Genomic DNA, 18,044 nt, shown 5'->3' with positions numbered 1-18,044 from the left:
GGGAAGGGGTCAGAAGAACACCGAGCGCCGCTGCACCAGCAGCTGGTAGAGCGTGTGCTGGATGGTCTCGCGCACCTCGTCGGCCAGGTCGAAGACCAGCATCGGGTCGTCCGCCGCCTCTGCCGGGTACCCGTCGGTGGCGATCGGCTCGCCGAAGCGGATCGTCCACTTGGTCGGCAGCGGCAGCACCCCGAGCGGGCCCAGCCAGGGGAAGGTCGGCGTGATCGGCACGTACGGCAGGCCCAGCAACCGGGCCAGCGTCTTCACGTTGCCGATCATCGGGTAGGTCTCCTCCGCCCCGACGATCGAGCACGGCACGATCGGCACCCGCGCCCGCAGCGCCGAGGCCACGAAGCCGCCGCGGCCGAACCGCTGCAGCTTGTAGCGCTCGGAGAAGGGCTTGCCGATGCCCTTGAAGCCCTCCGGCCAGACCCCGACCACCTCGCCGCGCTCCAGCAGCGCCTGCGCGTCCTCGTTGCAGGCCAGGGTGTGGCCGGCCTTGCGGGCCAGCTCGTTGACGCCGGGCAGCACGAAGACCAGGTCGGCGGCGAGCATCCGCAGGTGCCGCCGGTTCGGGTGGTGGTCGTGGATGACCACCTGGGTCATCAGCGCGTCCAGCGGGATCGTCCCCGAGTGGTTGGCGACGATCAGCGCGCCGCCCTCGGCCGGGATGTTCTCCACGCCCTGGACGTCGATCCGGAAGTACTTCTCGGCCAGCGGACGCAGCAGGGAGAGCAGCACCTCCTCGGTGAGCTCGCGGTCGAAGCCGAACTCGTCCACCTCGTAGTCCCCGGTGACCCGGCGGCGCAGGAAGGCGAGCCCCTCCGCGGCGCGACCCTCCCACCCCTTGCCGAACAGCCGGGCGGCCGCCGGGCCGAGCGGCCCCGACAGCGCCCCGCCGACCGCCCCGGCGAGCCGGTCGGCCAGGCCGGGGCCCTCGGGTCCGGTCCAGCTGGGGGCGGATTCGATCGGGATCACCTTGGCCTCGCCCGACGCGTTCTCGGCTGCGGCACTCATCGCGGGTTCAGCTCCTCGGTCGGCGGGGGCGGTTCGGTACGGCGCCCGGCGCGGCGGGGTCGGCCCCCTCCGGGCCGAGCAGCGCGGCCAGCCGGTCGGCGACGGCGGCCAGCCGCTCGGGCGGCAGCAGGCCCGGGCCCACGGCGGCGGCGAAGTCGGCGAAGGCCTCGGGGGTGGTGAACGCCGGGCGGTAGCCGAAGGTCTCGCGCAGCCGCGTGGTGTCCACCACCCGGCCGTGGGTGAGCAGCCGCAGCTGCTCGGGCGAGACGTCCACCAGCCGGGTCTGGCGGGCCAGGACGGCCATCCAGCTGACCGCGGGCAGCAGCAGCGGCAGGGTGGGCCGGCCCAGCCGGCGGGCGCACTGGGAGAGCAGCAGGACGCCCTCCCCCGCCACGTTGAAGGTGCCGGTGTTGACGGTGCCCGGCTCGGGCTCGCCGACGGCCCGGCAGAGCACGGCGACGGCGTCGTCCTCGTGGACGAACTGCAGCCTGGGGTCGTAGCCGAGGACGGTCGGCAGCACCGGCAGCGCGAAGTACTCGCTGAGCGGGGTGTCCGGGTTCGGGCCGACGATGTTGGCGAAGCGCAGCACCGTCACCGCGACGTCCGGGCGGCGCCGGGAGAAGCCGCGGACGTAGCCCTCGACCTCCGAGGCGTCCTTGGCGAAGCCACCGCCGGGCGGGGTCTTCGGCTGGATCCGTTCGCTGAACACCGCCGGGTCGCGGGGGGCGGAGCCGTACACGCCGGTGGTGGACTTCACCACCAGCCGGCGCACCCCTGGCGCCTTCTGGCAGGCGCCGAGCAGCTGCATGGTGCCGATGACGTTGGCCTCCTTCACCGCGGAGCGGTTGGTGGAGCCCAGGCCGGTGGCGCTGACGCTGAGGTGCACCACGGTGTCCACCTGGTGCTCGGCGAGCACCCGGGACAGCGCCGGTCGGCGCAGGTCGAGCTGGTGGAAGCGGTACGGGGCGGCCGGGCCGGGCGGCTCCTCGGCCGGCGTCCCGGGCGGCTGCACGTCCACGCCGACGACCAGGTCCACACCCGGACGGCGGCGGACCTCGGCGACGAAGCGGGCACCGAGATGGCGTGCCACGCCGGTGACGAGCACGACCACGCCCACGGTGCTGCACCCCATTTCCCTCGACCCGAGCGGCCTGCGTGCACCGTACCGCGCCGCCCCGCCGGGCCGTGAAACGACACCGCCCGCCCGGGCCGCGAGGGCCCGGGCGGGCGGTGGAAGCGCTGGGCGCGCTGGGCGCGGCCGGGGGCGCTTACTTCTTGTTGCGACGCTGCACGCGGGTCCGCTTCAGAAGCTTGCGGTGCTTCTTCTTGGCCATACGCTTGCGACGCTTCTTGATGACAGAGCCCACGGAACAACCCTCGCTCACTGAGACTCTCGTCCGTGAGAGACGGAGTCCATACGACTGACGTGAGGGCCTAGCCTACCGTCCGCGTGGCCGGGGCTGTAAATCGCACTCCCGGCAACCGGGAAACTCGCGGGAAATCCGGGGCGAACGGAGCCGGATCCGCGGCTGCGGATCCGGCTCCGCCGGCCCGGTGCTACGCGCTCTCAAGCCGCACGTACGACTCCTTGAGGTACTCGTGCACCGCCTGCTGGGGCACCCGGAAGGACCGTCCGACCCGGATGGCCGGCAGCTCGCCGCTGTGCACCAGGCGGTACACCGTCATCTTGGACACCCGCATGACCGCGGCGACCTCCGCCACGGTCAGGAAGACGACTTCCTGCAGGGGACGCTCCACGGAACTCATGACCATCACCCGACCCTTACCCGTGTGCAAGGCACCGGCTTCCCCTCCGGTGACTCCACCGGCACACGTGTATCCCCAGAGTAGTTATGCGTGGTACCAGTGGGAAGAGGGGAGGTGCAGTCCTCGTACGGTGAGAGATAGGACTGTTGCAGTACGTAGCCGATCGGCGGATCGGACCGCCCCGCGTACGCACGGCCCGGCCGGTGCCCCGCGGGCGCCCGGCCGGGGCGCCGGGTTCAGGCCAGGAGGCCGTGGTGGGGGAACACCGCGCGGCGGCTGGCAAGAATGGCCTGATCGAGCCGGTCGGCCGGATCGTAACCCGCGTCGAAGTCGCGCCAGGCCGGGCGGGCGCCGTCGGTCATCCGCAGCGGGGCCGGGCGGCGGGTGCGGCGGTAGACCTCGGCGCGCCAGGACTCGGGGGTCTCGGCGGCCGGGTCGACGGGCCGTCCGGCGGCGGTGGCGACCAGGTGGGTCCAGGTGCGCGGGACGACGTCGACCACGGCGTAGCCGCCCCCTCCGGTGGCCACCCAGCGGCCGTCGGCGTGCCGGTGGGCGAGGTCGTGCAGTTCCTCGGCGATCAGCCGCTGGGCGTCCACGGTGACGGCGAGGTGGGCGAGCGGGTCCTCCAGGTGGGTGTCCGCGCCGTGCTGGGTGACCAGGACCTGCGGCCGGAAGGCGTCGAGCAGCTCGGGCACCAGGGCGTGGAAGGCGCGCAGCCAGCCGGTGTCGCCGGTGCCGGCCGGCAGCGGCAGGTTGGCGGCGGAGCCGGGGGCGTCCGGGCCGCCGGTCTCCATCGGCCAGCCGGTCTGCGGGAAGAGCGTGGCGGGGTGCTCGTGCAGGGAGACGGTCAGCACCCGGGGGTCGTTCCAGAAGGCCTCCTGGACGCCGTCGCCGTGGTGGACGTCCACGTCGACGTAGGCGACCCGCTCGGCACCGAGTTCGAGCAACCGGGCGATGGCCAGCGCGGGGTCGTTGTAGACGCAGAAGCCGGAGGCCTTGCCGGGCATCGCGTGGTGCAGCCCGCCGGCGAAGTTGACGGCGTGCGGGGTCTCGCCGCGCCAGACCGCCTCGGCGGCGGCCACCGACTGGCCGGCGATCAGCGCGGAGGCCGTGTGGACCGCGGGGAAGGCCCAGTTGTCGTCGGTGCCGAGGCCGTGCCGGGTGTCGGTCAGCTCGGGGTGGGCGGCGGCGTGCTTGACCGCCTCGACGTACTCCCGGGTGTGCACCAGCTGCAGGGTGGACTCACCGGCGGGCGGTGCGGACCGGACGCTCACCCCGGGGCCGCCGTTCAGCCCGAGCGCCTCGACCAGGCGCATGGTGAGGGCGAGCCGGGTCGGGTCCATCGGGTGGCCGGGGCCGAAGTCGTAGGCGGTGACGGCCTCGTCCCAGAAGAGGTGCAGGCCGCAGGGGGTGTCACGCTCGGCTTCGGGCATGGCCTCCACCGTAGCGGGTGGCGGCGGGCGGGCCGCCGCCAGGGCGCGCCGGGGCGGCGGCGGGGCTCCGGTTGCGCGGGCGGGGTACGGCAGTCGTGGTGCAGCTGTGCGACAGTCGTGGAGGTGCTTTGTTGAGGCGGTACAGACAAACGCTCCGCGCCTCCATATCCTCTCCGCCATGAAGCCATTCAGCGTGCAACGCCTTGGGGTAATTCTCGCTGCAATACTGGGACTTGGCCTGCTCTTCGCCGCCCAGCCGGCCTCCGCCGCGGTCAACGGGACCGCCTTCGCCGTCGACAAGTCGACCGCGAAGGCCGGGGACCAGCTGACCCTGACGCTGTCGCTCACCAATACCGAGACCAGCGACATCTACTTCGCCTACGAGGCCGTCCAGCCGACCTGGCCGGCCAACTCGCAGGCCGGCGCCTTCACCGTCACCGGCTGCACCGGCGACACCGTCGACTGCGTGATCAACGGGAACAGCGCCAACTTCCACTTCGACGCGCCGATCGCACCGGGCGCCACCAAGACCGTCACGCTCACCGTGAAGATCTCCGACGCCCCGCCGTGGAGCGTCACCACGCCGTACACGGTGAACTGGGCGCCTTACGTCTACTACGAGTTCGGCCAGGTCGGCGGCACCACCTCGGCCAAGGACCAGGGCTGGCCCTACGGTGTGACCGGGATGGAGACCACGATCCTCGGCTGATCCCGGCCGACCCCTGCCCCGCGGCCCGCCGCCCCCGCTCCCGCCCTCACCCGGCGGGAGCGGGGGCCAACACCGGCGCCGGGGCGAACCGGTCGGCCAGCGGCAGCACGGCGAGCACCAGCAGCATCGGGGCGAGCAGGGCCCAGCGGTACGAACTCGCGTCGGCGATCGCCCCGACCAGCGGCGAACCGAGCAGGAAACCCGCGTAGTTGAAGAGGTTGAGCCGGGCCACCGCGGCGTCCGAGTCGGCCGGGAAGAGCCGGCCGCCGGCCGCGAAGACCTGCGGGATGATCGCGCAGATGCCGAAGCCGAGCAGGGTGAAGGCGGCGATCCCCGCCCAGGGGGCGGGTGCGACCGCCGCCAGCCCGAACCCGAGCGCGGCCAGCGCCGCACCGCCCCGGACCACCGGGACGGCGCCGAAGCGCTGCACCGCACGGTCGCCCGCCGCACGGCCGAGCAGCATCGCGACCATGTAGCCGAGGTAGGAGAGCTTGGCGAGGTCCTCCCGGCTGCCCAGGCCGTCGGTGAGGTACTTGACGCTGTAGTTGGAGACCGAGGCGTCGGCGATGTACGCGAAGGCCATCGCCAGGCAGAGCGGCAGCAGCGGCCGCCAGGGGACGGACCGGGCGGCGGCCTCGGCGGCCTCCCGGACGGCGTCCCCGAGTTCGTCCGGGCCGGCGGTGGGGGTCCCCCCGGCCGAAGGCCGGGGGAGCGTGCCGGTGACCACCGCGAGCGGGGCGATCACCGCGACGGCCGAGCCGAACAGCACCGGCAGCCCCAGGTCGTAGTGCGAACCGAGGCCCGCCAGGACGGCGCCGACGATGCCGCCCAGACTGAACGCGGCGTGGAAGCCGATCATGATCGAGCGGCCGTAGCGGTGCTGCAGGCCCACCCCGAGCATGTTCATACTGGCGTCCAGCGCCCCCACCAGCAGCCCGAACGCCCCCAGGGCGAGGGCGAGTTGCCACAGCGCATCGCCGAGCCCGACGGCCGCCAGACTCAGGCAGACGGCCGGCTGGACCACTCTCAGCACCGCCCGCGCGCCGGTGCGCTTCACCAGCTGCTCGGAGGTGATCGAGCCGACCCCGGCCAGGATCGGCACGGCCGCCAGGAAGACCGGCAGCAGCCCGTCGCTCAGCCCGTACCGGTGCTGGATCTCCGGGATGCAGGTGACCAGCAGGGCGAAGGTGGTGCCCTGCAGCAGGAAGCTGACGGCGAGCGCGGCCCGCCCGACCCTCAGGCCGGGCGGGACGTCGGACGGCGCGGCACTCATACGGACCTCCACACGGGCCTCCTGGCGTCCTCGCTACCGGCCGGTAGGACGATGTTGGCGAGAGCGTAGGCGGTGCGCCGCGATTGCGGGAGGGGTCGCGCAGGGTCCGGGCGTACTACTTCCCGCCGGAGGCCAGCTCCCGGGAGCGGTCCCGGGCCGCCTCCAGGGCGGCCAGCAGCGCGGCCCGCACGCCGTGGTTCTCCAGCTCGCGGATGGCCGAGATCGTGGTGCCGGCCGGGGAGGTGACCGCCTCGCGCAGCTTCACCGGGTGCTCGCCGGAGTCCCGCAGCATCACCGATGCGCCGATCGCGGACTGCACGATCAGGTCGTGCGCCACCTGGCGGGGCAGGCCGAGCAGGATCCCGGCGTCGGTCATCGCCTCGACCAGGAAGTAGAAGTAGGCCGGGCCCGAGCCGGAGAGCGCGGTGGCCGCGTCCTGCTGGGACTCGGGCAGCCGCAGCGCCTTGCCGACCGAGCTGAAGATCTCCTCGGTGCGCGCCAGGTGCTCCTCGGTGGCGTGCGAGCCGCCGGAGATGACGCTCATCCCCTCGTCCACCAGGACCGGCGTGTTGGGCATCACCCGGACCACCGGGGTCCCGGCGGCGAGCCGCTCCTCGAACCAGGCGGTCGGGACGCCGGCCGCGGCCGAGATCACCAGCCGGTCCGCGCCGACGTGCGGGGCCAGCTCCTCCAGCAGGGTGCCCATGTCCTGCGGCTTGACCGCGAGGATCAGGGTGTCGGCGAGCTTGGCGGCCTCGGTGTTGGAGACGGCCACCACCCCGTACCGGGCGGCGAGTTCGGCCGCGCGCTCGGGGCGGCGGGCGGTCACCAGGACGTCCGCGGGGCTCTTGCCGGCCCGCAGCAGACCGGAGAGCAGGGCCTCGCCGATCTTGCCGGTGCCCAGGAAGGCGATCTTCTGTCCGTGTGCTGCGCTGCTGCCCATGGTCCGCTCCTTGCCTCGGTACTGCGGCCATCCTCGCACCGCGCGGCGGGGCCAGGCGGGACCGTCCGGTCCGTGGTCGCCCGGGACCGGGCGGGGTGGGCGGCGGGACCGGGAGGGGTGCGCGGCCGGGCCGGGGGACGGGCGGCGGGGCCGGGCGGGCTGCGGGGCCCGGGCCAGGCGCGGGGGACGGGCGGCGGAGCCCGCCGCCCGTGCGCCCCTAGGGAGAAAACCAGGGGGTTCCCCTATGGCCTCCGGGGCCGGGCGGGCGCACCGTTGAACCATGGCACACGACGAAATGTCCCGACGTGAGAACCGGCAACTCGCCGTCGCCTCGGCGACCGTGGGCCCGTGGCGGACGGCCGCGGGGGTCGGTGCGGTGGTGGGGGCGACATCCCTGGGGATCGAGGCGATCTCCGGGAACTGGTCGCTGAGCATGCTGGCCGGACCGGCCGGCTGGGCCCTGTTCTTCTTCTTCCTGGTCGGCACCGTCGGCGGGCAACTGCGCCGCGACACCGCCGACCGACGACTGCGCCGCTGGGCGAACGACCACCCGTGGCAGTCGGCGCTCCCGGCGGCCGGCGGGCTGCTCGTCCTGAACACCCTGGCGCAGCTGTTCCTCGGCGACGCCGGCCTGTTCGGCGCCTTCTTCGTCTCGCTGCTGCCGGCCGGCATCCTGCTGGCGATCGCCGGGGTGGTGGGCTCGGTCAAGCAGGCCCGGGACAAGGACTGACGCCCGGCGCGGTTCCGGGCGGGCCGGGGTGAACCCGGGCGAAACGGGCTGAACCACCACCCGGTGCGCACGCGTTCACCACCCGGTGTGCCCCCGATCGACGCATCGTCACCCCCCGTCGTCATACTGGCGCGATGCCGATAGCCGAAGATCCGGAACCGCGCCCCACCAGGGGCGACGAGCCGGGCGGGTCCGACCCGTCCGGAACGGGTGCGAAGGACCCGTTCGCCGACCTCGTCCTGGACGAGGAGTTCGTCCGCAACGCCACCGTCGCCGAGCAGAGCGGGCGCACCCGCATGCTGGCCGCCCGGTGGAAGCACACCCCGCCGGTCGACCCGGGCGGCCGCCGCTCGGTCAACGACGGCCCGGCCCCCGCGCGCCGTTTCGGCCGCAAGCCGAAGCAGCCGGCGCTCGACCCCTGGGGCGACCCGCGCCCGCGCCGCCGACTGCAGTGGCGCACGCCGCTGTACGTCGTGCTGACCGTCGCCGTCCTGCTCGCGGCGCTGAACATCGACGGGCTGCGCCGCTGGTACTCCGACCACTACGGGGGCAACTCGTCCTCGGCCGGACCGGTGCCGACCGTCGACCCGGAGACGGCCAGGCCGACCTCGGCACCGCCGACCGCCCCCGACGACACGCCGACCGTCGACCACCCGTGGAAGGGCTCCCCCGCCGAGGGCTGGCCGAACGGTGCGGAGGCCTTCGTGCTGCCCGACGCCAAGGCCATCGGCGTCTTCTCCGCCGACGAGGTCGCCGCCCAGCTCCAGTCGGTCAAGGCCTACCTGACGGCCGCCGACCTCGACCCCCAGGTGATCGCCGGCGCCCGCCCGGAGGCCGCCCTGGCGATGCTCGACCACGAGGAGCGGGCCTCCGCCGTCGCCGCCCTCGACCACCCCGGCAAGGGCACCGACCCGACGGACTGGTTCACCCGCTTCGACCCGCGCGAGGCCGCCCTGGTCGGCGGCACCGTCAAGGTCCAGGGCCGGATGAGCATCGAGGGGGACGGTGACGGGGGCGTGCTGGTGCACACCGACTTCACCTTCGTCTACCCGCTGCAGCCGGGCCCCGACGCGGAGAAGCTGGCCTCGGCCCGCCGCACGCAGGGCGCCACGCCGCCCGGCACCGCCCCGGGCGGCACCGCCAAGCCCGTCGGCCTGGTCGTCCCGGCCGCCGACAACACGGGCAGCACCCGGACGGCCCGCACGATCGTCCGCAAGGTCGACGACTTCCGCTTCTACGACCCGAAGCGCTACAAGGTCGACGCGAAGAAGCTGGTCTTCGCCAAGACGCAGTCCGACGTGGGCAACAGCTCCTGCGACATCTACGACGGCTTCCTGCACCCGCAGTTCCCGCAGTTCGCCGATCACGACCCGGCACCGACCGGACCGACCAGCGACCCGTACGACCGGAGCAAGGACATCGCCCCGAACGAGCAGTGCGGGACGGCGAGCCGCAGCTGAACCCCGGCCGGGGCGCAGCCGGGCCGCGTCAGCGCTTGCGCTTGGCCCGGCTCGGCTGCGCGTCGGAGGGCCGGCCGCTGCGGCCGGCCCGGCGCTTCTCGTACCGGGCGACGGCCCGCTGGTAGGAGGCGCGCTGCACCGCCTCGCCGGGCGCCTCGACCAGGCTGCGGGCGAAGTAGGCGGCCAGGGCGCCGGCGCTGCCGATGAGCCAGACCGCGCCGAGCGACTTGTCCTCGGCCATCCAGCCGGTCAGCCGGTCCTTGCCCTCGGTGAGCAGCTTCCAGGTGCGCCGGACGGACATCATCGAGCAGACCGCGATGGCGACGGTCAGCAGCCCGTTGACGAAGGTCCCGTTGTCGGAGAGGGCGATGCCCTCGACGCCGAAGCGCAGCAGCAGCACCACCGCGGCCGTCGCGACCAGCGCACCGAAGGACACGGCGACCCGGCGCAGCCAGTAGCCGCCGTCCCGGTTCAGCCAGCTGGTGCCGAACCAGCGGATCGGTTCCGGCTCGGGGCCGCCGACGGCCCTGGGGGCCGCGGCCGCCACGGGGGCTCCGGCGGCCTCGGGGGCGGGGGTGGGGGGCTGCTCGCTCACGCCGTCGATTATCACCCGACCGCCGCGAACGACGGAGGAGCCGTCCCGGCCTGCGGAACGGCTCCTCCTCGTACCGGCGGGTCCTGCCCGGTCTCAGCCGAGCTTGGTCACGTCGCGGACGGCGCCCTTGTCGGCCGAGGTGGCCATCGCGGCGTAGGCGCGCAGGGCCTGGCTGACCTGGCGGTCGCGGTTCTTCGGGCGGTAGCCGCCCGCGGCCTCCAGGGTGCGGCGGCGCTCGGCCAGGACCTCCTCCGGGACCTCCAGGGAGATCGTCCGGCCGGGGATGTCGATGGCGATGGTGTCGCCGTCCTCGACCAGGGCGATGGTGCCGCCGGAGGCCGCCTCCGGGGAGGCGTGGCCGATGGACAGGCCCGAGGTGCCGCCGGAGAAGCGGCCGTCGGTGACCAGCGCGCAGGCCTTGCCGAGGCCGCGGCCCTTGAGGAAGGAGGTCGGGTAGAGCATCTCCTGCATGCCCGGGCCGCCCTTGGGGCCCTCGTAGCGGATGACGACGACGTCGCCCTCCTTGACCCGCTTGGCCAGGATCGCCTCGACCGCGTCCTCCTGGGACTCGACCACGACGGCCGGGCCGCTGAACGTCCAGATCGACTCGTCCACGCCGGCGGTCTTCACGATGCAGCCGTCCTCGGCGAGGTTGCCGTACAGCACGGCCAGGCCGCCCTCGACGCTGTAGGCGTGCTCGACGCTGCGGATGCAGCCCTTGGCGGCGTCGGTGTCCAGCGACTCCCAGCGCTCGGACTGGGAGAAGGCCTCGGCGGAGCGGACGCAGCCGGGCGCGGCGTGCCACAGCTCGACGGCCTCGGCGGAGGGCGAGCCGCCGCGCACGTCCCAGGTCTTCAGCCACTCGGCGAGCGAGTCGGCGTGGACGGTGTGGACGTCCTCGTTGAGCAGCCCGCCGCGGTACAGCTCGCCGAGGATCGCGGGGATGCCGCCGGCCCGGTGGACGTCCTCCATGTAGTACGAGCCGTTGGGCGCGACCTTGGACAGGCAAGGCACCTTGCGGGAGATCGCGTCGATGGCCCGCATGTCGAAGTCCAGCTCGGCCTCCTGGGCGGCGGCGAGCAGGTGCAGGATCGTGTTGGTCGAGCCGCCCATGGCGATGTCCAGGGCCATGGCGTTCTCGAAGGCGGCGCGGGTGGCGATCGCGCGGGGCAGGACGGAGGCGTCGTCACCGCCGTAGTAGCGGTTCGCGATCTCGACGACGTTGTGCCCGGCCCGCTCGTACAGCGCCCGGCGGGCGGTGTGGGTGGCGAGCACCGAGCCGTTGCCGGGCAGCGAGAGGCCGATGGCCTCGGTGAGGCAGTTCATCGAGTTGGCGGTGAACATGCCGGAGCACGAGCCGCAGGTCGGGCAGGCGTTCTCCTCGATGATCGCGATGTCCTCGTCGGAGACGTTCTCGTTGACGGCCTGCGAGATCGCGTCGACCAGGTCGAGCTTGCGCACGGTGCCGTCGACCAGGGTGGCCTTGCCGGCCTCCATCGGGCCGCCGGAGACGAAGACGGTCGGGATGTTCAGGCGCAGCGCGGCCATCAGCATGCCCGGGGTGATCTTGTCGCAGTTGGAGATGCAGATCAGGGCGTCCGCGCAGTGCGCGTTGACCATGTACTCGACCGAGTCGGCGATCAGGTCGCGCGAAGGCAGCGAGTAGAGCATGCCGCCGTGGCCCATCGCGATGCCGTCGTCCACGGCGATGGTGTTGAACTCGCGCGGGATGCCGCCCGCCTGCTTGATCGCCTCGGAGACGATCCGGCCGACCGGCTGGAGGTGGGTGTGGCCGGGGACGAACTCGGTGAAGGAGTTGGCGACCGCGATGATCGGCTTGCCGAAGTCCTCGCGGGCTACGCCGGCCGCCCGGAGAAGCGCCCGGGCGCCTGCCATGTTGCGACCGTGGGTGACCGTACGGGACCTCAGCTCGGGCACTGTGCTCCACTCCTTCGGGCTCTCGCCGGCGCCCCGCCGGTGGGAGGGTGCGGGGGCCGCTGTGGCTACCGAGCCTACGCCCGCCGTCCGGGCGGCCGACGGGCCGTCCGCGATGCGGTCAGACGGCGAGTCGCGGACGGGTGTACGGGTGCGGCCGGCGCGCGTGCGGTCAGCTCGGGGCGACGGCCACGGTGAGGTCGAGGGCGAACGGCTCGACCACGACGCCGTCCGGGAACTCGGTGAACATGGCCTCCCGCTCGGCCGCCAGCACCGGCGCGCGTTCCTCGGGCGTCAGCGACGCCAGGTACGAGCGGGAGGTGAGGTCGGTCAGCACGTGGTCGACGGTGACCCGCCGCTCCCAGTGCAGCACCGTCCGCTCCACCGCGAGCCCGGCGGGCTCGAAGTGGCCGGTGAAGCTGCTGATCCCGCCGTAGCCGCGGTAGCGGGCGGGCAGTGCGGCGGCCATCCGCCGGTCCCGGGCGCGCACCCACGGCACGGTCTCGTCGTGGACGTTCCACCAGACGGCGATGGCGCCGCCCGGCCGCAGGACCCGGACCGCCTCCGGGACCGCCCGCTCCGGGTGCGTCCAGTGGAAGGCCTGGGCGTAGGTGATCAGGTCGGCCGAGCCGTCGTGGAAGGGCAGGTCGTCCCCGCCGCCGCGGACCAGCGGCAACGTGGGCGAGGAGGCCAGGAACTGCGCCGCCATGCCGGAGCTGGGCTCGACGGCGACGACCTCCGCACCCCGGGCGGCCAGCAGCCGGGTGGCGATGCCGGTGCCCGCGCCGACGTCCAGGACCCGCGCTCCCTTGAGGCCGCGGCCCCACAGCCGCTCCAGCGCGTCGAACAGCTCCGCGGGGTAGCCGGGGCGGGCCCGGTCGTACTCGGCGGCCACCGCCCCGAAGCTCCTGGCGGCCTCACGGTAGTCCTGCTGCTCCGTCATGTCTCCCCCTCCTTGCGGAAGTTCGCACCCGCAGCGGGGCGCACGGGGCTCAGCGTACGTGCGACGGGGTGGCCAGGTGCAAGCGGGTGAAGGCCAGTGCCTCGGCCAGATCGGCCTCCCGTTCGGCGGGCGACGCGGAGCGGCGGGTGTTGACCTCCAGCACCACGTGGCCGTCGAAACCGGTGCGGGCGAGGTGCTCCAGCAGCTCGGCGCAGGGTTGCTTGCCGCGGCCGGGGATCAGGTGCTCGTCCTTGCCGGATCCGCTGCCGTCGGCCAGGTGCACGTGGGCGAGCCGGTCGCCCATCCGCTCGACCATGGCGAAGGTGTCGATCCGGGAGGTCGCGACGTGCGACAGGTCGATCGTGAAGTGCCGGTACTCCTCGTCGGTGACGTCCCAGCCGGGCGCGTACGCCAGCACCTCGCGGTCTCGGTAGCGCCACGGGTACATGTTCTCGACGGCGAAGCGGACGTCGGTCTCGCCCGCCATCCGGTTGATGCCCTGGACGAAGTCCCGGGCGTACTGCCGCTGCCAGCGGAACGGCGGGTGGACGACGACGGCACTCGCGCCGAGCTTCTCGGCCGCCGCCCGGGCCCGGACCAGCTTGGTCCACGGGTCGGTGGTCCACACCCGCTGGGTGATCAGCAGGCAGGGCGCGTGCACGGCCAGGATCGGCATCCGGTGCGCGTCGGAGAGCCGGCGCAGGGCCTCGACGTCCTGGCTGACCGGGTCGTTCCAGACCATCACCTCGACCCCGTCGTAGCCGAGCTTGGCGGCCAGCTCGAACGCCACGGCGGTGCTCGCCGGGTACACCGAGGCGGTGGACAGGACCACCTTGGTGTCGGGGATGTGCAGGGCGGGGTGCCTGGGCAGCACCAGCCGGTCGGTGGTGCGCAGCAGCGGCGGGCGGGCGGCCTCCCGGCGGGCGGCCTTGACCGAGCGCACCGACTGGACGGCCGCCTTGGCGGCGCCGGCGGCCCGGGCGGTGCGGGTCTCCTTCGGTGCGGCCTTGGCGGCGGCCCTGCGGGGGGCGGGCGTCGCGGACGGGGTTGCGGTCGGGGATGCGGTCGCGGACCGGCTCGGTTTCCCCGTCGGCCTCTCCGTCGGCCGCTCTGCCGGCTTCGGCTCGGCCTGGCTCGGCTCGGCCTGCTTCGACGCGGCCTTCCTCGGCTCGGCTTTCCTCGGCGCGGCCTTATGCGGCGTGGAGTCCTTCGGCGCGGTCCTGCCGGACGCGGTCCCCTCGGTGGTGTCGTCCTTCGCGATGGCCTTCTTCGCGGCGGACTTCTGCGCGGCGGACTTCTGCGCGGCGGACTTCTGCGCGGTGGCCTTCTTCGCGGTGACCTTCTTCGCGGTGCGATGGGCCGCCTTGGCGGCCTTGGCGGCCTGCGCGGCGGTGGCGCCCTTGACCGCCTTGCCGAGCCGGCGGCGCGGGCCGTCCGGCCGCGACTGCCCGTCCCCGGGAGCGCGATCCTCCCGCGTTCCGTCCTCGCCCGCTGGTTGCACCACGGGAGACAGCGTAAGCGGAGCGCGCCCCGAACGGGGCGCCGTCCTAGGGAGTGAGCTCCGGTCGGCGCCGGTCCGTGGGACTGTCCATGGTGTCCAGACGGCGCAGGATGATGCCCTCGCGCAGCGCCCACGGACAGACGTCCAGCTCTTCGAGGCCGAACAGGTCCATCGCGGCGTCGGCGACCAGCGCACCGGCCAGCAGCTGCTTGGCGCGGCCCTCGGAGACACCGGGGATCTTCGCACGCTCGGCGACGGTCATCGTGGCCAGCCTCGGCAGCCAGGCGGCCAGCCCGCTGCGGGTGAGCCGGCGGTCGGCGTACGGTCCGGCGTCGGCGGGGGCCGCGCCGGTCATCCGGGCCAGCTGCTTGAAGGTCTTGGAGGTGGCGACCGCGTGCTGCGGCGGCCCGAGCCGGGAGATCTCGCCGACGACGGTGGCCATCTCGGCCCGGATGTGGCGTCTCAGCTCGCGCAGCCCGTCCGGGTCGGCGACGTCCCCGGGCAGCCAGCGTCCGGTCAGCCGCCCGGCCCCCAGCGGCAGCGAGCAGGCGACGTCCGGTTGCTCGTCCAGACCGCAGGCGATCTCCAGCGAGCCGCCGCCGATGTCCAGGTTGAGCAGCCGGCCCGAGGACCAGCCGAACCAGCGGCGGACCGCCAGGAACGTGAGCCGGGCCTCGTCCTGCCCGGAGAGCACCCTCAGCTCGACGCCGGTCTCGGCGGTCACCCGGCGCAGCACCTCCTCGCCGTTGGCGGCCTCGCGCACGGCGGAGGTGGCGAACGGCAGGATGTCGACGACACCCTTGTCCTCGGCGACCCGCAACGAGGACGCGACGTGGCCCACCAGCCGCTCGACGCCGGCCTCGCTTATCGCGCCGTCCGCGTCCAGCAGCTCGGCCAGGCGCAGTTCGGCCTTGTGGGAGTACGCGGGCACCGGGGCAGCACCCGGATGGGCGTCCACCACGAGGAAGTGGACCGTGTTGGAACCTACGTCGAGAACACCGAGTCGCATAAGTCTCCACGCTACGCGATCCGTGCCGGGGCGAGGGGGGGTGCGGTGGTGTTCGCGCTGGTCCGGCAGGCGCGGGGGCCTCGGGCGGGGGGCCTCGGGCGGGGGGCCTCGGGCGGGGCGGCCGAACCGGTGATCCGAGGCACCCGAGGGCCCTGTGGCGACGTCAGGTGCCCGGGCGCCCCGTCACAGCAAGCCGTCCCACAGCTGCTCCACGATGACGGCCCACCAGTTCTCGGGATCGGCGAAGACCGTGCCGTCCACCTCCACCAGGGCTCGCTGCAGGCGGTCCACCGCCTCACCCGCCGCCGCCGGGTCCAGCCCGCGCAGGGCGGGCCACCAGCCGGCGAACGCCTCCAGGCAGCGGACGAAGGCGCGCAGGTCCGCGTTGCAGTGGCGGACGGTCGCGTAGTCCGGGTCCACCGCCCGGACGGCGCCGTCCGCCGCGTCGAGCGCCACCACGGCCCAGCCGTCCGTCCCCAGCACCAGCTGCCCGGCGAGCGCCGACCGCTCGCGCTCGGCCACCCGGGCGCCCCGGCCGAGTGCGGCGAGGTGCGCGGCCAGCGGCGGCAGGACGGTGCCGGGGCGGGTACCGTCCGCGATCGCCTCCGTGCCGGGGTGGTGCAGCGCGAAGAACCCCGGTACGGCCGTCGGCACACCCACGGCCCGCAGCAACGCGGACGCCTCACCGGGGAGTTCGGCCCGCATCACGTCCGCCACACCGAAGCGCTGCACGCCCGCCGGGCCGAACCGCTGCGCGAGCCGCGCGGCGAGCGCCGCGTCGGGCTCGGCCGGCTCGGTCAGCTCGACCGGCTCGACCGGCTCGGTCGGACCGGCCGCACCGCTGCACGCCGGACCGTTCCGCACCGGACTGCTGTTCCGCACCGGGCGGGGGAAGGGAACCCGGTTGCGGGCCGGCCCGTCCGGGGGCGCGGGCAGCGCCCGTACGGCGGCGGCGCGGTGGTCGGACCGCGGGCCGTACGCCAACGCGAAGTCCATGCGGACGTGCGGGAGTTCGGCGGCCAGCGCGTGGGCGCAGTAGCCACCGGGCAGGGCGCTCGGCCGCAGGTCGCCCCGGACGGCGAGCACGTCCTCGGCCGCCACCCCCTGCTCGCGCAGCCACCACCAGCCGCGCAGCGCCGGATGCGGCAGGCCCGCCGCCGAGCGCAGCGCCAGCGACCGCTCCTCGCCCGTGCCGTCCCGGTACGTCAGCTCGACGCGGGCGCCCCGGCCGGTCACCGGCGGGCGGGTCGGGTCGTACCCGCCCGCGCCGACGTAGTCCCGGTACAGCCCGACCACTTCGTCCACCGGCACCGAGGGCCACACCGTGAACTGACCGCTCTCCCGGTCCACCACAGCACAGGATGCCCCGACCTCCTCGGGCGCCCGCCGCTCACCGGTCCGCGGATCCACCGCCACCCGTGCGGGCTCCGCCCACACCACCCAGCCGAGCTCGAACTCGTGCGCGCACACCCGCCTGACCGCTGCGGACCCCTGCGGCAGATCCCCGTTGATCCACCGGTGCCCCGCCTCCACCGCCTGCGCCCGCGAAACCACCCGGCCACCCCCGTCCCCGACACCCAACCCGACCGCGCCCCGACCCTACGCCCCCCACCCAGCCCCTACTGCCCTGTCCACCTCGGGGGGCGCGAATATGACGACCGGTCTACATATCAATCCGAATCCAGCGGCCCTCGGAGCCCCAAGCCCGCGCAGGAAGTCGACCCACCCGACTTCCTGCGCAATCCGCCGCTCTCGGCGGCACGAATATGAAGACCGGTCTACAGATTTACTCCGACCCCCGGCCTCACACACACAGGAAGTCGACCCGGCCGACTTCTCGCGCAACCCATCCACCGCTCGCTCAAAAATATGACGCCCGGTCTACATATCCGGACAGGGCCCGACCCCGCAGCGCACCAAAAGTCGGCCCGGCCGACTCCTCGCGCAGGCCGCTCTCGAATCCCGGACGCAAGGAATATGAAGACCGGTCTACATAACTTCCCAGGACTGTCGAGCACAGGAAGTCGGTCCGGCCGACTTCCTGCGCCAAGCCTGCTCGGCGAACCCGACAGCGGGGCCTCCGGATGGATGTGGCCGCGGGACGTGCACTTGTGATGTCGGCGCGGCGAGGGCGGGCGGTGCTGTTCAGCGCCCGCGGGGTGGGCGCCATTCGTACGTCATGGGGGCCGTCTCCGCGACGTCGCTGGGCCAGGTCTGCCGGACCCGCTCCAGTCGGTCGTGGTGCTCGTCCGTCCAGTTCTCCGGCGGACGGATCCAGAGCATCGCGCTGAGCCGGTCGGGATCGTCGATCGTCACGGCCAGGGAGCGGTCCTCCTGCACGTGGAGGGCCAGGCTGAGCCCGCGGTCCCCGCCGATGGTCGCGTCCGTTCCCGGGGCGAGGCGGGCGAGGTCCTGCTGCCAGGCGTCGAGGTCGCGCTGGGAGAGGAAGAGCTCCAGGCGGGCGTCGACGAAGTCGGTGTGCGCCAGGACCTCGGCCCGGAGCAGGTCGTGGCCGATCGGCACGCCCGGCTGCAGGCGGCCGGTGACGCGCACGATGCAGTGGTCGCCGTCCGCGTCCGCCAGGTGGATCAGTCCACCGCGTCCTGTTCGGTCACCGTCGGCCTCGCTCTCTCGTGCTGGTCCGGCGCGCATCCTCCCGCATCGCCGTTCGCGCGCTCCGACCGCCCCACGACAACGTCCGCCCCACGACAACGTCCGGATCACGACAT

At 73.8% G+C, this 18,044-nt stretch carries 17 protein-coding genes; 3 read left to right on the top strand and 14 right to left on the bottom strand.

The window, feature by feature from the left end:
• Positions 1 to 9: 9 nt before the first annotated feature.
• The 5 genes from ACZ7KX_RS07295 to ACZ7KX_RS07275 all read right to left on the bottom strand — a co-directional run bounded on the left by ACZ7KX_RS07295 (position 10) and on the right by ACZ7KX_RS07275 (position 4,217).
• Positions 10 to 1,017 carry a lysophospholipid acyltransferase family protein gene (locus ACZ7KX_RS07295; protein ID WP_470325704.1) on the bottom strand — a complete coding sequence of 336 codons (1,008 nt, stop codon included), beginning with the start codon at positions 1,015 to 1,017 and terminating at the stop codon, positions 10 to 12.
• A 7-nt stretch (positions 1,018 to 1,024) separates the two neighbouring features.
• The gene (locus ACZ7KX_RS07290) at positions 1,025 to 2,134 is read right to left on the bottom strand and encodes an NAD-dependent epimerase/dehydratase family protein (RefSeq protein ID WP_470325920.1); all 1,110 of its coding nucleotides are present in this window, start codon (positions 2,132 to 2,134) and stop codon (positions 1,025 to 1,027) included.
• 151 nt (positions 2,135 to 2,285) lie between these two features.
• Positions 2,286 to 2,384: a 30S ribosomal protein bS22 gene (locus tag ACZ7KX_RS07285; protein ID WP_003948845.1), complete on the bottom strand. Its 99-nt coding sequence runs from the start codon at positions 2,382 to 2,384 to the stop codon at positions 2,286 to 2,288.
• A 190-nt stretch (positions 2,385 to 2,574) separates the two neighbouring features.
• Positions 2,575 to 2,784 (bottom strand): helix-turn-helix domain-containing protein, encoded by a 210-nt coding sequence (locus ACZ7KX_RS07280; RefSeq protein ID WP_045699258.1) that lies wholly within the window; start codon positions 2,782 to 2,784, stop codon positions 2,575 to 2,577.
• Between the two features lie 236 nt (positions 2,785 to 3,020).
• A complete protein-coding gene (locus ACZ7KX_RS07275; RefSeq protein WP_470325703.1) occupies positions 3,021 to 4,217 on the bottom strand; it encodes an acetoin utilization protein AcuC in 1,197 nt (398 codons plus the stop codon).
• A 178-nt stretch (positions 4,218 to 4,395) separates the two neighbouring features.
• Between ACZ7KX_RS07275 and ACZ7KX_RS07270 the strand changes: the two genes are divergently transcribed.
• Positions 4,396 to 4,926, top strand: coding sequence for a hypothetical protein (locus ACZ7KX_RS07270; protein ID WP_470325702.1), 531 nt, complete (start codon positions 4,396 to 4,398; stop codon positions 4,924 to 4,926).
• Positions 4,927 to 4,972: 46 nt separating this feature from the next.
• Here the strand turns inward: ACZ7KX_RS07270 and ACZ7KX_RS07265 are convergent, their stop codons facing one another.
• Together ACZ7KX_RS07265 and proC are read right to left on the bottom strand one after the other, a co-directional pair.
• Complete coding sequence (locus tag ACZ7KX_RS07265) at positions 4,973 to 6,199, bottom strand: MFS transporter (protein ID WP_470325701.1); 1,227 nt, start codon at positions 6,197 to 6,199, stop codon at positions 4,973 to 4,975.
• A 115-nt stretch (positions 6,200 to 6,314) separates the two neighbouring features.
• A complete protein-coding gene (proC, locus tag ACZ7KX_RS07260; RefSeq protein WP_350627608.1) occupies positions 6,315 to 7,142 on the bottom strand; it encodes a pyrroline-5-carboxylate reductase in 828 nt (275 codons plus the stop codon).
• A 280-nt stretch (positions 7,143 to 7,422) separates the two neighbouring features.
• On the opposite strand from proC, the gene ACZ7KX_RS07255 reads away from it, so the two are divergent.
• Together ACZ7KX_RS07255 and ACZ7KX_RS07250 are read left to right on the top strand one after the other, a co-directional pair.
• Complete coding sequence (locus ACZ7KX_RS07255; protein ID WP_470325700.1) at positions 7,423 to 7,872, top strand: hypothetical protein; 450 nt, start codon at positions 7,423 to 7,425, stop codon at positions 7,870 to 7,872.
• Between the two features lie 134 nt (positions 7,873 to 8,006).
• Positions 8,007 to 9,332 (top strand): SCO2583/SCO2584 N-terminal domain-containing protein, encoded by a 1,326-nt coding sequence (locus ACZ7KX_RS07250; protein WP_470325699.1) that lies wholly within the window; start codon positions 8,007 to 8,009, stop codon positions 9,330 to 9,332.
• A gap of 28 nt (positions 9,333 to 9,360) precedes the next feature.
• Here ACZ7KX_RS07250 and ACZ7KX_RS07245 read toward each other — a convergent pair whose 3' ends face one another.
• The 7 genes from ACZ7KX_RS07245 to ACZ7KX_RS07215 form a co-directional block, all read right to left on the bottom strand.
• Positions 9,361 to 9,927, bottom strand: coding sequence for a hypothetical protein (locus ACZ7KX_RS07245; protein ID WP_470325698.1), 567 nt, complete (start codon positions 9,925 to 9,927; stop codon positions 9,361 to 9,363).
• 93 nt (positions 9,928 to 10,020) lie between these two features.
• Positions 10,021 to 11,865 (bottom strand): dihydroxy-acid dehydratase, encoded by a 1,845-nt coding sequence (gene ilvD / locus ACZ7KX_RS07240; protein WP_470325697.1) that lies wholly within the window; start codon positions 11,863 to 11,865, stop codon positions 10,021 to 10,023.
• Positions 11,866 to 12,034: 169 nt separating this feature from the next.
• The gene (locus tag ACZ7KX_RS07235) at positions 12,035 to 12,805 is read right to left on the bottom strand and encodes a class I SAM-dependent methyltransferase (RefSeq protein WP_470325696.1); all 771 of its coding nucleotides are present in this window, start codon (positions 12,803 to 12,805) and stop codon (positions 12,035 to 12,037) included.
• A 49-nt stretch (positions 12,806 to 12,854) separates the two neighbouring features.
• Positions 12,855 to 13,658, bottom strand: a complete 804-nt coding sequence (locus ACZ7KX_RS07230; RefSeq protein ID WP_470325919.1) for a sugar phosphate isomerase/epimerase family protein — start codon at positions 13,656 to 13,658, stop codon at positions 12,855 to 12,857.
• A gap of 694 nt (positions 13,659 to 14,352) precedes the next feature.
• The gene (locus tag ACZ7KX_RS07225; RefSeq protein WP_470325695.1) at positions 14,353 to 15,315 is read right to left on the bottom strand and encodes a Ppx/GppA family phosphatase; all 963 of its coding nucleotides are present in this window, start codon (positions 15,313 to 15,315) and stop codon (positions 14,353 to 14,355) included.
• A gap of 183 nt (positions 15,316 to 15,498) precedes the next feature.
• The gene (locus tag ACZ7KX_RS07220; protein WP_470325694.1) at positions 15,499 to 16,785 is read right to left on the bottom strand and encodes an SUKH-4 family immunity protein; all 1,287 of its coding nucleotides are present in this window, start codon (positions 16,783 to 16,785) and stop codon (positions 15,499 to 15,501) included.
• 675 nt (positions 16,786 to 17,460) lie between these two features.
• Positions 17,461 to 17,967 (bottom strand): DUF5959 family protein, encoded by a 507-nt coding sequence (locus tag ACZ7KX_RS07215; RefSeq protein WP_470325693.1) that lies wholly within the window; start codon positions 17,965 to 17,967, stop codon positions 17,461 to 17,463.
• Positions 17,968 to 18,044: the final 77 nt, after the last annotated feature.

Source organism: Kitasatospora sp. NPDC038210 (assembly GCF_055600605.1).
This window is presented reverse-complemented; position numbering and strand designations above follow the sequence as displayed.

What these genes read in the sequence shown, in the direction of transcription:
- ACZ7KX_RS07275 (WP_470325703.1), bottom strand. Translation starts at nt 4,217, where the DNA reads ATGCCCGAAGCCGAGCGTGACACCCCCTGCGGCCTGCACCTCTTCTGG.
- ACZ7KX_RS07215 (WP_470325693.1), bottom strand. Translation starts at nt 17,967, where the DNA reads ATGCGCGCCGGACCAGCACGAGAGAGCGAGGCCGACGGTGACCGAACA.
- ACZ7KX_RS07295 (WP_470325704.1), bottom strand. Translation starts at nt 1,017, where the DNA reads ATGAGTGCCGCAGCCGAGAACGCGTCGGGCGAGGCCAAGGTGATCCCG.
- ACZ7KX_RS07235 (WP_470325696.1), bottom strand. Translation starts at nt 12,805, where the DNA reads ATGACGGAGCAGCAGGACTACCGTGAGGCCGCCAGGAGCTTCGGGGCG.
- proC (WP_350627608.1), bottom strand. Translation starts at nt 7,142, where the DNA reads ATGGGCAGCAGCGCAGCACACGGACAGAAGATCGCCTTCCTGGGCACC.
- ACZ7KX_RS07250 (WP_470325699.1), top strand. Translation starts at nt 8,007, where the DNA reads ATGCCGATAGCCGAAGATCCGGAACCGCGCCCCACCAGGGGCGACGAG.
- ACZ7KX_RS07255 (WP_470325700.1), top strand. Translation starts at nt 7,423, where the DNA reads ATGGCACACGACGAAATGTCCCGACGTGAGAACCGGCAACTCGCCGTC.
- ACZ7KX_RS07280 (WP_045699258.1), bottom strand. Translation starts at nt 2,784, where the DNA reads ATGAGTTCCGTGGAGCGTCCCCTGCAGGAAGTCGTCTTCCTGACCGTG.
- ACZ7KX_RS07225 (WP_470325695.1), bottom strand. Translation starts at nt 15,315, where the DNA reads ATGCGACTCGGTGTTCTCGACGTAGGTTCCAACACGGTCCACTTCCTC.
- ACZ7KX_RS07270 (WP_470325702.1), top strand. Translation starts at nt 4,396, where the DNA reads ATGAAGCCATTCAGCGTGCAACGCCTTGGGGTAATTCTCGCTGCAATA.
- ACZ7KX_RS07265 (WP_470325701.1), bottom strand. Translation starts at nt 6,199, where the DNA reads ATGAGTGCCGCGCCGTCCGACGTCCCGCCCGGCCTGAGGGTCGGGCGG.